Origin of the sequence: Sphingomonas lacusdianchii (assembly GCF_022664395.1) — a bacterium.
Lineage (GTDB): Bacteria > Pseudomonadota > Alphaproteobacteria > Sphingomonadales > Sphingomonadaceae > Sphingomonas > Sphingomonas lacusdianchii.
In genome coordinates this window covers 41448-56889 of the sequence record NZ_JAKRET010000014.1, presented here as the reverse complement: position 1 = coordinate 56889, position 15442 = coordinate 41448, and the positions used below count along the sequence as shown (strand labels likewise).

The window sequence follows — 15442 nt, the reverse complement described above, 5'->3', positions numbered from 1 at the left end:
GAACCGGTCGGCATCATGGCGCGTTGGCGCGACATTCCTCTGATGCAGGCGAACCGGCATGCTCCACGCTAACGCTGTCGACCCGACCATGACGATCCCGCCGATCCCGACGGTGCGGGTCGTCGCGGCACTGACGCACGCCGATCTGGCGACCGGCAACGTCCACGACCATGCGTCGCGTGCGATGCTGCTGACCCGGATCGCCGCGCTGCTCGACATCGCGGTGGGCGATCCGGTCGAGGGCGCGACGCTGCACGTGCCGGGCGACGCGATCGAGGTGCCGGCGGCGGCGGCGGCGGGGATTCGCCACGCCGACCAGATTTTGGGCGGCGTCGTCCCGGCCGCCTTCGTCGCGACCAAGGCGATTACCCACGGCCTGCTCCATGCCGATGCGCAATGTCCGCCTTCATGGTCGCCGGCGATGGCCGGGTTGATGGGCGATGCCGCGCTGACCGGCTATACCGCGTTCAACCGCGAGGATGCGCTGGCGGCCGGGCAGCGGTTGCTGGCGCGCGGACCGGTGCGGATCAAGGACGTCTGTGCCAAGGCCGGGCTGGGCCAGATCGTCGTCCATGACGCCGCCGCGCTCGCCTATGCCCTGTCGCGCGAGGACGACGCGACGCTCGCCCGCCACGGTATCGTGCTGGAGGAAAATCTTACCGACGTCGTCACCTATAGCGTAGGCATAATTGAGTTAAGCGGCCGAACGATCAGCTATTGGGGCAGCCAGAATCTGACCCGCGATCATCTGGGCCGCGACGTCTATGGCGGGTCGGACCTGTATGTCGTGCGCGGCGGGATCGACGCGCTTGCCGCCGAGCCGCTGCCGCCGGCGATCGCGCGCGCGGTGGCGTGCGCGGGGACGTTCGACCGTGCGGCGCGGCTCGCCTATCCCGATCTGCTGCTGACCCGGCGCAATTACGACGTGATCGAGGGGACCGATGCGGCGGGCGATCGGCGGATCGGCGTGCTCGAACAATCATGGCGCGTCGGCGGGGCGAGCGGCGCGGAGATTGCCGCGTTCGAGGCGCTGCGCGACGAACCCGATACCCATGCCGTGCGCTGCTCGACCGTCGAGGTCTATGGCGAGATCGATCCGCCGACCGGCGCGACGCTCTATTACCGCGGCGTCGATCCTAAGGTGGGGGCGATGACCAAATATGCGGTGAGGCTGGCGTGAGCGATCCGACGACACTCGACGAAGGGCGCGTGACGCTTAGCGTCGATGGGCAGAAGCTGACCGGTACGTTGATCGAACCCGAGGCGCCGGTGCCGGGGTTCCTGTTCGTCCATGGCTGGGGCGGTGACCAGGCCGAGGATTTCGGGCAGGCGGAAGAGCTGGCGCGGCTCGGCTGCGTCTGCTTCACCTTCGACCTGCGCGGCCATGCCGGCAGCGACGCCGACCGGAACGAGGTGACGCGGCAGAACAGCCTCGACGATGTCGTTGCCGCCTACGACTATCTGGCGGCGCATCCGCTGATCGACGCGAAGGCGATCGGCGTGATCGGGACCAGCTATGGTGGCTATCTGTCGGCGCTGCTGACCGCCGAACGGCCGATCCGCTGGATGGCGCTGCGCGTGCCCGCCCTCTACCCCGACGAGCATTGGGATACGCCCAAGGCGCTGCTCGACAAGGAGGTGGTGCGTGCCTATCGCCAGCAACCGCAGGACGAGCGGCACGATCGGGCGCTCGCCGCCTGTGCCGGGTTTCGCGGCGACGTGCTGATCGTCGAATCCGAAAAGGACGAACAGATCCCGCGCGAAGCGATGCTGTCCTACCAGTCGGCCTTCCGCAACGCCAACTCGCTCAGCCACCGCATCCTGCACGGCGCAAGCCATGCGATGCGCGACCCGCGGCACCAGCGGACCTATACGACATTATTGCTGCACTGGATCGATGAAATGGTCCGTGCGAGCCGCAGGACCGATCGATGATTGCCAAATGCAAGGCAATCGTAATAGGCGGTGCCGGATAGGCCGGCCGAATCCTGTCGAATCGAATCAACCTGGGACGTCGTACATCATGCAGATCATCGTTCGCGATAACAATGTCGATCAGGCGCTGCGCGCGCTCAAGAAGAAGCTTCAGCGCGAAGGCGTGTATCGCGAAATGAAGCTGCGCCGCCATTACGAGAAGCCGTCGGAAAAGCGCGCCCGCGAACGCGCCGCCGCGATCAGCCGCGCCCGCAAGGCCGACCGCAAGCGCGCCGAACGCGACCGCTGAGCCGGGCGGCGATGCCGACGATCGGCACCCGGATCGACGAAAGCGGAACGCTGATTCGCGAAGGCGGTGCCTTTTACCTGCGGCGCGATCTGGGCGGGCGGTATCAGCTCGAACTGCATCGCACGCCGGTCGATGAGGTCGAAAAGCGCGTCCGACTGGTCGGCACGCTGGTCGGCGCCGATCTGGTCAACGCCGACAGCGTCACGCTCGCGTGACCTTGCCGGGGCCGGCGCGATGCCGGCCCCGGTGGTCGCTCACCAATACAGGTCGCTGCCCGCCAGCGTCCCCGTCACCGACAGCACGAAGTCGGCAACACCGTCGCCATTCTGGTCGAGGGACAGCAACGCCGTGCCGTTGCTGTTGCTGATCACTGCCTGTCCCGCGCGGCCGGTGAACTGCGAGACCTGCGTGAACGCCTGATCGCCCGACACCGACAGATCGGCATCGATCGCCGACAGGTCGACCTTGTCCACACCGGTGGCGAAGTCGGTGATCCGGTCGCGGACGTTCGACGTCGAATCGCCGATCGCGGTGAAGACGAACACATCCGCCCCGCTGCCCCCGGTCAGCACATCGGCACCACCACCGCCGATCAGCACATCGTTGCCGGCATTGCCGAACAGCTGGTTGGCGACCTCGTTGCCGATGATGCGGTCGGCGCCCGATCCGCCGCGCGCATTCTCGATCGTCGCACCCTGCGCGATGGCGACATTGCCCTTCAGCCCGCCGACGTCGGAGAAATTGCCGTCGTTCAGGTCGATGACCTACGCGCTGCTATAGCCCGAAAAGTCGAACGTGTCGTTGCCGCCGGCATCCCATGCGGCAAAGATCAGCGCCGAGCTGCCCGATGCCGCCGTGTAATAGTCACGGCCGGTATTGGAATTGAAGCCATAGACGGTGTCCCCGGTGCGCGTCGCGTTGTTGGCACCGTAGAGCCGCTGGATCGCGGCGATATCGTCGAGCAGCGGTGCCGCGGCATAATAGCCGCCATTGTCGCCGCCGGTATTGGTTTCGGACCAATAGCTCATCACCGAATATTGCCGGGTATCCTCGTAATAGGAGGCGCTGTTGGCATAGGTCGGCGATCCGTTGCCGGCGTTGTAATCGCCTGGGTGGCCCAGTCCCAGCGCATGGCCGATCTCGTGGATCAGCACCTGCCCGCCATAGTTGAGATTGTCGGGCGCACGATTGTAGCTGAGCGTGCTATTGTACCAGCTGTCGCCGCCGACGCCGCTGCCGGGATAATAAGCGAAGGCCGCCGCCCCCGAAGCGCCGCTCGAATAATTGGCGAGCAGCATCTGCGCATTGTTGCTGTAGCCATTGCCGCTGTCGACCCGGCGAAAGGTGACGCGTGCGACATCGGCCCATGCCTGGAACGCGATCTGCGCCTGTTCGATCTGCGCGTCGTTGAAGCGCGAAAAGCCCGACGTGCCGTTGGGCATCGACGTCGGCGCGCTGGCGCGGAAGGCATAGGTGACTTCCGCCGCCTGTCCCAGCGTCGATCCGTTCCACGTCTGGTTGGCGCGGCCGATCTGCGCGGCGGCTTCGCTGATCGTCAGCGACTGCTTGCCGTTCGGACCGGACTCGCCGCGCTGTTCGCCATTCAGCGCCGCCTGCGGCCCCGAACCCGTCCCCTGATCGGGCGTGCCGCCATTCATGCAGCCCCAGCACTGGCAACCCTCGGCCGCTGCCGCAGTCTGCGACGACGCGTGCGACTGCCATACGTCCCAACCGAAGCCGAACGAGGCACCGGTGGCGGGCATCGGCAGTACCGCCGACAGGGTCGGCGCCGCCATAATAGCGGGCAAGTCGACGCCGACATTCGCGGCGTTGCCATCGTTCATCAGCCGATGCAATATCGATGTCGCATCGGGGCCTGTCGGACCGTCGAAATATTGGTCGGAAAGCTTTTCGAATAAGGGAGTTGTGGGATGCGCTACTGCCACAGATATTCTCCACGCAATCGCCCCCCGATCGCATGGATCGGACGCGTATTTCGGTACCTTCGGGGAATGACTGTCGTCACGGCCCCGTTAGTATTCTTTATCAATACAGCTGGCTGCGCAACGCTTGGTACGAAGGAAGACATTCAAATGGCCAAAACGCACGACGAACCGGCGCAATCGAGCGGCAGCTTGAGGCTGGAAGAGCCCGAAACCCTCGCCGGACGCTGGTCGATCGCGACCGCTAAAGGGGAATGCGCGGTCGTCTTCACCAACAGGCGGATCGATTCCGCCAATGCGTGGGCGATAGACGACGCGTCCGGCTGTCTGGCCGGACTGGTGCCCGGGGTGGTCGGATGGCGGCCCGTGCCCGACGGGATCGCGCTGGCGTCGGCCTATCGTCGTACCGTGGCGCTGTTCGCGACCGGTGCCGATGGATGGACCGCGACGCTGCCGAACGGACCGGCGCGGCTGCGGCGGGGCTGAGGTCGTCGCCTCCAAGCATGGGCCCAGCCTGAACCGAGATATAAAGATATCTTTATATCAGCATTGACAGCTCTGCCCGGATGGTGTTCAACGCCCCCGTCGAGGTTCCCCATCCCAGGCATGGCGATGGGGCTAAGACGGGAAGCCGGTGATGTCCGTCAGGGCAGAGTCCGGCGCTGCCCCCGCAACTGTAAGCGGCGAGCGGCGGCTCCATTTCGTGTCACTGGGTGCCCGCAAGGCAGCTGGGAAGGCCGGAGCCACCGCGTTGACCCGTAAGCCAGGAGACCTGCCTTTCGACGCCATAACGTTCCTCGGACGGGGGTTCCTCCGGTGGATCGCGCTTGATGCGACGGTCCGTGGCTCGATGCCTTCCGGCGCCGTCCGTCCCTTGCGCGCTTTCGCCTGACCTTCCGCCCGCAAAGCCTGGGTGAGTCATGACGAATAGCGGGTTCACATTCACGATCAGCAGCGTGCCCTTCGACGAGGAATATCGTCCGGCCGACGGCACCCGCGTCACCACGAACTTCGCCAATCTGGCGCGGGGGGAGCGTCGCCGCGAAAATCTGCGCAATACGCTGGTAATGATCGACCGTCGTTTCAACGCGCTGATGCACTGGGACAATCCGACCGGCGATCGCTACACGCTGGCGTTGCAGATCGTGTCGGCCGCGCTGACGCTGGGGGAGGGCGCACGGGACGAAGCCTTTCCGCTGATCGAGATCCTGCACACGACCGTCACCGACCGGGTCAGCGGCACGGTGAGCGACGGCATGGTCGGCAATAATTTCTCCTCCTATGTCCGCGATTACGACTTCAGCGTCGTCCTGCCCGGTCACGTCAACGCCGGAGGCGATGGCGCGCCGGCGGGCTTTGGCGATCTCCACGGCAATCTCTTCAAGCATTTCCTCGGCTCGAGCGCCTATCGCGACAATTTCCGCAAACCCCCGGTCATCTGTCTGAGCGTATCGAGCAGGGCGGCCTATCGCCGGACCGCCAATGTCCATCCGATCCTCGGGGTCGAGTATCGCAACGACGACGTCTCGCCGACCGACCGGTATTTCGCGAAGATGGGGCTGAAGGTGCGCTATTTCATGCCGCCGCACGGCGTCGCGCCGCTCGCTTTCTATCATATCGGCGATCTGGTCGGCGACTATACCAACCTAGAACTTGCCAGCTCGGTCGCGACGATGGAGACGTTCCAGAAAATCTACCGTCCGGAAATCTACAATGCCAATTCCGTCGCGGCCGAGCAGTATCGGCCGAGCCTGACCTATCAGGATTATTCGCTGACCCGCATCGTCTACGATCGCGAGGAGCGCAGCCGTCTTGCCGTCGAGCAGGGCAGGTTCGTCGAAGAGCATCTCATCAAGCCGTACGGCGCCGCCCTTCGTCGCTGGTGTGCGACCTGCGGTCTTTGATCCTCCCTTATCGCAAAGGTATTTTCAGCATGACGACATTGCTGCCGACAACGACCGCGGGCAGCCTGCCCAAGCCTCTATGGCTGGCCGCGCCCAACACCTTGTGGTCGCCATGGAAGCTGGACGGCGACGAGCTGGTCGCGGGCAAGCGCGACGCGGTGCGCCTCGCGGTCGACGATCAACGTCGGGCCGGGATCGATATCGTCGGAGACGGGGAGCAGACGCGCCAGCACTTCGTCACGACCTTCATCGAGCATCTGGACGGTGTCGACTTCACGAAGCGGGAGACGGTGCGCATCCGCAACCGCTACGACGCTAGCGTGCCGACCGTCGTCGGGGCCGTGTCGCGACCGACATCGGTCTTTGTCGAGGATGCGCGGTTCCTGCGCGCGCAGACCGATCGGCGGATCAAATGGACGCTGCCGGGGCCGATGACGATGATCGACACCCTGTACGACGCGCATTACCGCAGCCGCGAGAAGCTGGCATGGGAGTTCGCCTGCATCCTCAACGAGGAAGCCCGCGAACTGGCGGCGGCGGGGGTCGACATCATCCAGTTCGACGAACCCGCGTTCAACGTCTTCTTCGACGAGGCCAATGACCGGGGCATCGCGGCGCTGGAGCGTGCGGCCGAAGGGCTGACCGCCGAAACCGCCGTCCACATCTGCTATGGCTATGGCATCAAGGCCAATACCGACTGGAAGACGACGCTGGGTTCCGAATGGCGCCAATATGAGCAAACCTTCCCCAACCTCCGCAAATCGACGATCGATATCATCTCGCTCGAATGCCAGAATGCGCGGGTGCCGATGGACCTGATCGAACTGATCCGCGGCAAGAAGGTCATGGTCGGCGCGATCGACGTCGCGACCGATGCGATCGAGACACCCGAACAGGTCGCCGCCACGTTGCGCAATGCGCTTCGCTTCGTCGATGCCGACAAGCTGCTGCCGGCGACGAATTGCGGCATGGCCCCGCTGTCGCGCGATGTCGCGCAGGGCAAGCTGCGGGCGCTGGTCGCCGGCGCGGACATCGTTCGTGGCGAAATCCTCGCGCATAGCCCGCCCGTGACGGCTTGCGTTTGAAAGCGGACGGTATGTGGCGACGAATTCCGTATTCTGCGCAATACCGGTGCGAAAGGTGACGCGAATTCCGCAAGATACCCCGGATCGTGGCCATCGGCCGTTACACCCATATTTAATCGATGCGCCATAGCATCGCCCTGTCGGATCAGTGTCCAATCGGGGGATAACGACCTATGATCGCATGGTTTTCGTAGAACGCTCCCATCCGGGTCAAATTCCGGGTGCTGGCAGTCCTCTACCTGATCCTGTCGGGCGGAATCGCCGCGCTGGCGATCGGATCGGCAGCGGGCGCCCCGCTGGCGCCGGCCATGGTCGTCGGCGGCGCATTGGCTGGAGTCGCGGCGATCGTCGGCGTGACCTTTGGCGCGTCGCGGTTGATCTGTACCCCCTATGTGCAGACGGTTGTGCGGATGGAGGGGCTTGCCGCCGGCGATCTCGACAGCCCGGTCGCCTATACCACCAATCGCGACTGTGTAGGCCGTATCACCAAGGCGATGGCGGCGTTTCGCCAAAGCGCGCTGGCGGCCCGCGAAGCCGATACCCAGCGCCAGATGGCGTTGGTGATGGGCGAGGGGTTGGGGAAGCTCGCCGCCGGCGACCTGACGGTCCATATCGGTGTCGACCTGCAGGAGCCGTTCCTGACGCTGCGCAACGACTTCAACGCAGCGGTCGCGGCACTGCTGGCGACGATGCGATCGGTCGCGAGCACCGCCAGCGATATCCGTAAAGGTGCCGGCGAGATCAGCACCGCTTCCGACGACCTGTCACAGCGGACCGAGCAGCAGGCTGCCAGCCTCGAACAGACCGCCGCCGCGATGGAGCAGATCACGGCCACGATGCGCGAGACCGCGAACAGCGCCGAGCGCGCCAACCGGGTCGTGAGCATGGCGCGCAGCGAAGCGGTCGAATCGGGCGAGATCGTGTGCCGCGCCGTCGAGGCGATGGCGCGGATCGAGGGGCATTCGGCCGAGATTTCGGACATTATTTCGGTCATCGACGGCATTGCCTTCCAGACCAATTTGCTGGCGCTCAATGCCGGCGTGGAAGCGGCGCGCGCCGGCGACGCCGGCCGGGGATTCGCAGTCGTCGCGTCCGAAGTCCGCGCGCTGGCGCAGCGGTCCGCCGAAGCGGCCAAGGACGTGAAACAGCGCGTCACCGCCTCGACCGCGACCGTCGATGCCGGCGTCGCGCTGGTCGCGGAGACCGGCCGCTCGCTCGAACGCATCATCGCCCGCATCGGTGAGATCAGCGTCATCGTCTCCGACATATCGAGCGCGGCGGAACAACAGTCGCAGGGGTTGTCGCAGGTCAATGCCGCCGTCGGCGAAATGGACGGGGTGACTCAGCGCAACGCCGCGATGGTCGAACAGAGCACCGCCGCCGCCCATGGCCTGGCAAACGAAGCCGACGCGCTGTCGGCCCAGATCGCACGCTTCACCCTCGGACTGCCCGGTGTGCGGGAAGTGCCCGCCATTCCCCGTCCTGCCTTGGTCCGCGCGGTACCGGTCGCCCGGCGCACCGGCAACGGGACGATAAAGCTGGTCGAGCCCGACTGGTCGGACTTTTGACGCGAGACTGGCGAAGGCGGCGCGCACGGTCTAGGGCCGATCGACATTCAGGGGCGATCGTGAATTGTCGTCATTCCCGCGCAGGCGGGAATCCATAATCGCTGACGGTTCGGTTGAATCCGCGACGCTGGCGCACAGGGACTCCCGCCTTTGCGGGAGTGACGATAAAGATAGAGCAGTCGTCCCGCGTCCAGCGAACCGAATGTCGATCGGCCATGGCGGACGAACGGCCGGTTCGAGGCAATGCACGACGCTCCGGAGCCCGTCCGCGTACCGGCCCGGGAGCGACGTCGATCGCTCCGACAGGTTGCGCCGCGCCTTCCGATTTGATCGTCGGGCGTAGGAGGCAGCGCGGCCACCGGTGCGATTGTTTCTAGCCATTACCTTATACGAATTTTGCCGGCATGCTGTTGACACCACCCGTTATTGTCTGACTATAACGCCCCAACGCTCATCGAAGAATGAGCATGTGGAGGAGGATTCAGGATGCTTCGCAATCTGTTGCGGACGTCGACGGCAGTCGTCGCCCTTTTTGTGCCATGCCGGCCTATGCGCAAACCGATGCTGCCGGGAGCGCGGTGGCACAGTCTGGCGAGACCAGCGACAGTCCGCAGCCGGCGGAGCAAGACCAGAGCGAACCCGCAGCCGTTGCCGGCGGCCAAAGCCGACCCAATGCTGCCGCAACTGCCGGCCAGTCGACCCAAGGCGACGATATCGTCGTTACCGGATACCGGGCAAGCCTTGGCACGGCGCAGCAGATCAAGCGCAATTCGGACGCGATCCTCGACGCCATCGTCGCGCAGGACATCGGAAAATTGCCGGACAATACCGCGGCCGAATCGCTGGCGCGCGTGACCGGCGTGCAGGTAACGCGTGGCAGCGACGAGGTTACCGGCGTGCTGGTTCGCGGCCTGCCGAACGTCGCGACGACGTTCAACGGCCGCGACATCTTCACCGCCGAATTGCGCCGTTCGCAGCTTCAGGATTTTCCGGCGGGCGTTCTGGCCGGGCTGGAGGTCTATAAATCTGGCACTGCCGACCTGCTCGAACCGGGGCTGGCGGGCCTCGTCAACGTCCGGTCGAATCGGCCGTTCGACTTCACCGACAAGGTCACGATCGCCGGGGGCATTCGCGGAACCTATAACGACCAGAGCGGCAAGTACGACCCGCTGGGCAACATCCTGTTCAGCACGCGCGGCCAGACCGCGCTGGGCGAGATCGGCGTGCTGGTGAACGCATCCTATGCGCAGGCGCAATATCGCAACGCCGTTCGCTGGGCGAGCGGGTTCGTACCGACCGAACTGCCCGCCGGCGTCACCGTCAGCCCCGCCTCGGTGGGCCGCGCCTTCCGCATCCCGGAACGCGTCGGCGTGTACAACGACAGCGGCAAACGCTGGCGCCCGGCGGTGAACGCCACCGTCCAGTGGAAGCCCGCCGACAATCTCGAAATCTATTACGACTTCCTGTTCCAGGGCTTTCGCGGGCGATTGGCGAACGATCTGTACGAAACGTCGCTGATCAACAACAACGCGCAGCTTTCCGACGTCGTGCTGCGCGACGGCATTCCCGATCAGGTCCAGACGCTGACCAAGACCGGCGGCGAGCGCGGACAGGCGTTCCGCAGCACCGTCAACAACAACACCAACACCTACCAGACCGCCGGCGGCGTGAAGTGGAATGTCGGTCGCGCCCGCCTGTCGACCGACCTCGCCTATACCCGCAGCCAATATGACGCGAGCGAGTACAGCTTCGACATGTCGCAGAGCGGACCGGCGCGCGTCGACGTGAACTTCTTCGTCGATGGCGGCACCGCGTTCGACCTGCCGGGCTATGACCGCGAAAATCCCGCCAATTACCGGTGGCGCGGCTATTTCGAAAGCCTGTACATCGCCAAGGGCGACGGATGGCAGTGGCGCGGCGACCTCGAACTCGACACCGATGTGTCGCTGTTCCCCCGCCTGCAATTCGGGGCGCGCTGGACCGATCGCAACGCGTCGCTCGAACGCGGCAATCGCTACGCCTATACCGAAACGCTCAATATCGGCCTTGCCGATACGCCGGCGGGCGGGCTGGGGCTGACCCCCAATGCGTTCCGGGGCGACGTGCAGGGCTGGACGAGCTGGCTGATGCCGAGCCGCGAGGGGATCGAGGGCAATGCCGCCGCGCTGCGCGAATTCTCGCGACAGGCGCTGGTCCGGATCGTCGCCGCCAACCCGAACGATGGCGGCTATCGCGACGCGCTGACCCGGTTCTCGACTCCCGAGGTACAGCTCGATCCGTTCCAGGCGTTCTTCGCGCAGGAACAGACCTATGCCTTTTACGGACAGGCCAAATATGAATTCGATATCGGCCAGGTCCGGTTCGACGGCCTGATCGGCACACGCGTCGTCAACACCGTCGGGCAATATCGGGGACGCGGCACGCTGCCGCTGGTGATCGACGGCGTCGTCCAGAACGACGCGAACGGCATTCCGATCACCGCGCCGCAGGACGTCCGGGTCCGCCAGAATTTCATCGACGTCCTGCCCAATGTCAGCCTGCGCATCCGCCCGACCGACAAGTTGCAGGTCCGTCTGGGCTTTACCAAGACGCGGACCGTTCCCGATTTCGCGCAGCTCAACCCGGCATTTTCGGTGACCCCCAACCAGTCGCCGCGCCCGGGAACCGTCATCACCAACCCCGACGGCAGCACGACGGTGGTGACCGAGCCGGCCAACGATCCGCGCTTCTCGGCCAGCCTGCAGGGTCGCCCCGATTATTTCGGCGGTGGCGGCAATCCCAACCTGTCGCCGCTGACGTCGAAGAATTTCGACGCGACGGTCGAATATTATTTCTCGAAGAACACGTCGGTCACCGCGGCGTTCTTCTATCGGGACCTGTTCGGGTTCTTCAACAACTACGTCCAGCGCTTCCGCGATCCGGTGTTCGGGCTGGTCGAGGTCAATCGCCCGCTCAACGCCGGGGCCGGACGGATCCGGGGCGTCGAAGTCGGCGGACAGACGTTCCTCGACTTCCTGCCGGGCTGGCTGAGCGGCTTCGGCGTGCAGGCGAACGCGACCTATCTCGACGGGCGCCAGCGTTTTCCGGTCGACCTGATCGCCGCCGACGAACTTCCCCCGTTCGTCGCCATCCCCAGCCTGTCCAAATGGAGCTACAACGCCGCGCTGTTCTATGAAAAGGACAAGATCTCGACGCGTCTGTCCTATAACGGCCGGTCGCGCTTCCTGAACGGCAACCTGATCGTCGATGGCGTCTATTCGGGCGAAGGTACCGAAAACATCACCCGCCTCGACTTCTCCTTCAACTATACGCCGATCAAGCAGTTGACGCTGACCTTCGATGCGGCGAACATCCTGGCGCAGCCGTTCCGCAACTATGCGCAATATGCGGTGAACGGCGAAAGCCGCGACTATCCTCGCGACGTTCGGGACGAAGGCCGTTATTACGGCATCGGGGCGCGATACCGGTTCTGACGGTCGATCGGGGGTCGGGCGGGACCGCCGGGACGCCGTATGCACAAATGCGCGAAGGGGGAAGGATGCCGACAGCGATCCGCACATTGACGACCGCCGCCTTATGGCTGGGGTTGGTCGCGGTCGGCATGATTACCCCTTCGACCGGAGCGCAGCGGCGTGCCGGTGAAGCATCGGCGCGGCCCGCGGCGAGCAAGGCGCCGCACCGCGATCCGCACGAAGCCTATCTGTTCGTCTATTTCACCGGCGACAGCATCGATGGCGAAAAGATCCGCTTCGCCGTGTCGGAGGGGAATGATGCCCTGCACTGGCAGGCGTTGAACGCCGGTCGTCCGGTGCTCGAATCCGCGTTCGGCACGCGGGGGTTGCGCGATCCGTTCATCCTTCGCTCGGCGCGCGGGGACCGCTTCTTCCTGCTGGCGACGGATTTGTCGGTCGGACGTACCGGTTGGGACCATGCGACCGATCGCGGCAGCCAGTATTTGGAAATCTGGGAATCGACCGATCTCGTCCATTGGGGACGGCAACGGCATGTCCGCGTCAATCTGCCCAATGCGGGCATGACCTGGGCGCCGGAGGCGCATTGGGACCCGACGATCGGCGCCTATGTCGTCTACTGGACCTCGACGCTGTTCGGCGATGCGGCACGCACGCAGGGCGATGGCGAGGGGCCGCGCATCCTCAAATCGACGACGACCGACTTCCGCAGTTTCACCAAGCCCGAGCCATGGCTGAAGGCCGCCGACGTGCCGGGCATGGTCCGCGACAAAGGGCTGATCGACACGACGGTGCTCGCCGATCAGGGCTATTATTATCGTTTCACCAAGGGGACCGACGCGGCCGGCTGCGCGTCGCCCGATATCTTCGTGCAACGATCGCGGACGTTGCGGGCGATGCCAGACACCGGCGCATGGTCGCTGATCGACCGTTGCATCGGGCGCCGGGCCGGTACGCCCGAAGTGGAGGGACCGAGCGCGTTCCGGGCGAATCCCGGCGATATCAGCGGCTTTCGCTATTATCTGTGGGTCGATCACTATGGTGGCGTCGGCTATATTCCCCTGGGCACCAATTCGCTGACCCCGCCGATCCGCTGGACCTATCCCGACCGGTTCCGCCTGCCGAAGTCGCCGCGCCACGGGGCGGTCCTGCCCATTACCAAGCGCGAACGCGCGGCGCTGGTGGCGCGCTGGGGCGTGACCCCGCCGCCCGAGCCGGCACCCGCACCGGTCGGCAAGGCGCCGGTGACGCCGCCAATCGCCGGCGGGGTCCGGCTGACCAGCTATGCCCGCGCGCCGACCGATGCGCACGATGCCAACCAGCCCGTGATCGCGCGCAGCGTCCATCTGGCGCTGGGTCCGGACGGGCGGACGACCCCGCTCAACGACGATTATGGCGTGGCCTTCGCGCGCGGCGACTATGTCGGCGTCGACCGGGTGGCACTGCGCGGCGTGGCCGACCCGTCGCCCTTTCATTTCGCCGATGGCAGCCTCGGCATCATCGCGACGCGGGTCGATATGGCGGGCAAGGCCGAACGCGGCGTGGCGCTGGTGTTCAAGGCCGCCACTGCCGATGCGGTCGAGTTGCGCGAACTGGGCACGATCGACCTGCATGGCGACAAGCCGGTATCCGCCCCGCGCGCGGTCTGGGACCCGGCGGCCCGGCGATACCGGGTCGCGTGGCGGGACGGCGGCGGCGCCCCCTATTGGACGACGGTCACCGATCTCGCGCGCACCGAACTGGTCGGCGGGCCGTTCGAACCGGGCCGGGGGGCGCTGCGATCGCGGATCGTGTCGCAGGGCAATGTCGCGCCGGTGCGATCGGGCGGGATTCCGATCGAGAGCGCGATCATGATATCGGACGCGATGGCGACGGCGCTGCGCAACCGCTATGGCCGGATCGTCAACACCGGCGTCGACGTCTCGCCGCTGACCATCGCCGCCGGTGCGACCGGCGACCTGACGCGCGCCCGCGCGACCTTGCGCTATTCGGACGGATCGGTCGCGTCGCGCGCCATCGACTGGAACGTGGAGGACGTCCGGCGACTCGCGACCGCGCGCACGGGCAGCCATGTGATCCGCGGCACGGTGCGGCAGCGTTCCTATCCGCGCATCTTCGCCTATAACCGTGCCGACCCGAACATCTATCGCTACGAACGCGATGGACGGGTGCGCTATCTGTTCGTCGCGACCGACGATAGCGACAACGACAATGTCGGTTCGCAGCACCTGCCGATCCGCATCGCCGACACGATCGCGGGGCTGGCCGACGCCGATGGCGGACGCGCGCGGGAAATCGACCTGCTGAACCGCCGGCAGCGCCGCGACCGGACCGCCGACGGGCGCACCATCGCCGGCTGCTACTGGGCGCCCGAACTGCACGAGATCGGCGGACGGCTGTCGATCCTGTTCGCACCCTGTTTCAATCCGCGGGACGATCGTTCGAACGAGGGTGGCGACTGGTCGACGGTGCAGGCGCATATCATGCAGCTGCGCGACGGCGGCGACCCCGCCGATCCCGATGCATGGTCGCGACCGGTCGCGATCCGCAAGGCGGACGGATCGCCGCTCGGCAGGCGCGAATTCGATCGCAACATCAGCCTCGACCTGTCGTTCTTCACGGCCGGCGGACAATCCTATTATCTGTGGTCGCAGCGCTATCTGCTCGCGCAACAGCCGCCCGGCGATCCGTTGACCTGGATCGCGAAGGTCGATCCGATGCGGCCGGACCGACTGGCATCCGAACCTCGGCCAATGATCGCGCCGACGCTGTCGTTCGAGGAAAATCTGGCGGAAGGGGCCTATGCCATCGTCCGCGATGGCGTTGTCCATGTGACCTATTCGGGGTCCGGGGTCAGCCCGACCTATGTCGTGGGCGGGGTGCGCGCGGCGCAGGACGCCGACCTGACCGACATTGCCAGCTGGCGCAAATATCCGCTGCCGCTGCAGAAAAGCGTGCCGATGCCCGCCGGGGTGACCGATTATCTGCGATATGAACAGGGGCCGGGGCATGGCGCCTTCACCACCGACGAAGACGGCAACGCGCTCTATGTCTATCACAGCTGGGGTGACGGTGTCGGCGGCAACGGACGCGACACGCGGGTGCGCCGGCTGCACTGGGCTGCGGACGGGCGGCCGATCCTCGACATGACCGCCGACGAAGAGGTGGCACCGGCCCATCGTCAGGTGCGGGCCGTCGTCACGGTGATGCCGTGACGGACGGTCGCGACGTGCAACGATCGAACGGGT

Annotated in this window: 10 protein-coding genes, 1 pseudogene and 1 riboswitch; of the genes and pseudogenes, 10 read left to right on the top strand and 1 reads right to left on the bottom strand. The window is 65.6% G+C overall.

Annotated features, from left to right (window positions below; translation table 11 throughout):
* Positions 1-58 precede the first annotated feature (58 nt).
* The 4 genes from MF607_RS17265 (at position 59) to MF607_RS17250 (ending at position 2439) form a co-directional block, all read left to right on the top strand.
* Entirely contained in the window at positions 59-1180 is a 1122-nt protein-coding gene (locus MF607_RS17265) for a DUF3182 family protein (protein WP_242121090.1), read from the top strand.
* The gene (locus MF607_RS17260) at positions 1177-1935 is read left to right on the top strand and encodes an alpha/beta hydrolase family protein (RefSeq protein WP_242121087.1); all 759 of its coding nucleotides are present in this window, start codon (positions 1177-1179) and stop codon (positions 1933-1935) included. The genes MF607_RS17265 and MF607_RS17260 overlap by 4 nt, the downstream gene beginning before the upstream one ends.
* Before the next feature lie 88 nt (positions 1936-2023).
* Complete coding sequence (gene rpsU / locus MF607_RS17255; protein ID WP_055997902.1) at positions 2024-2224, top strand: 30S ribosomal protein S21; 201 nt, start codon at positions 2024-2026, stop codon at positions 2222-2224.
* Positions 2225-2235: 11 nt separating this feature from the next.
* Positions 2236-2439: a DUF5818 domain-containing protein gene (locus tag MF607_RS17250; RefSeq protein ID WP_242121085.1), complete on the top strand. Its 204-nt coding sequence runs from the start codon at positions 2236-2238 to the stop codon at positions 2437-2439.
* A gap of 39 nt (positions 2440-2478) precedes the next feature.
* On the opposite strand, the pseudogene MF607_RS17245 reads toward MF607_RS17250, so the two are convergent.
* A pseudogene (locus MF607_RS17245) lies at positions 2479-3666 on the bottom strand (serralysin family metalloprotease).
* A gap of 651 nt (positions 3667-4317) precedes the next feature.
* Between MF607_RS17245 and MF607_RS17240 the strand changes: the two are divergent.
* The 6 genes from MF607_RS17240 (at position 4318) to MF607_RS17215 (ending at position 15409) form a co-directional block, all read left to right on the top strand.
* A complete protein-coding gene (locus MF607_RS17240; protein ID WP_242121083.1) occupies positions 4318-4653 on the top strand; it encodes an AprI/Inh family metalloprotease inhibitor in 336 nt (111 codons plus the stop codon).
* Positions 4654-4737: 84 nt separating this feature from the next.
* A riboswitch (cobalamin riboswitch) is annotated at positions 4738-4961 on the top strand.
* Between the two features lie 126 nt (positions 4962-5087).
* On the top strand, positions 5088-6071 hold the full coding sequence (locus MF607_RS17235; RefSeq protein WP_242121081.1) for a putative oxygenase MesX: 984 nt from the start codon (positions 5088-5090) through the stop codon (positions 6069-6071).
* Positions 6072-6100: 29 nt separating this feature from the next.
* Complete coding sequence (locus MF607_RS17230) at positions 6101-7156, top strand: methionine synthase (RefSeq protein WP_242121079.1); 1056 nt, start codon at positions 6101-6103, stop codon at positions 7154-7156.
* A 221-nt stretch (positions 7157-7377) separates the two neighbouring features.
* The gene (locus tag MF607_RS17225; RefSeq protein ID WP_242121076.1) at positions 7378-8724 is read left to right on the top strand and encodes a methyl-accepting chemotaxis protein; all 1347 of its coding nucleotides are present in this window, start codon (positions 7378-7380) and stop codon (positions 8722-8724) included.
* A 578-nt stretch (positions 8725-9302) separates the two neighbouring features.
* Positions 9303-12197: a TonB-dependent receptor gene (locus MF607_RS17220; protein ID WP_242121073.1), complete on the top strand. Its 2895-nt coding sequence runs from the start codon at positions 9303-9305 to the stop codon at positions 12195-12197.
* 65 nt (positions 12198-12262) lie between these two features.
* On the top strand, positions 12263-15409 hold the full coding sequence (locus MF607_RS17215) for a family 43 glycosylhydrolase (RefSeq protein ID WP_242121071.1): 3147 nt from the start codon (positions 12263-12265) through the stop codon (positions 15407-15409).
* The last annotated feature ends 33 nt before the right edge of the window (positions 15410-15442 follow it).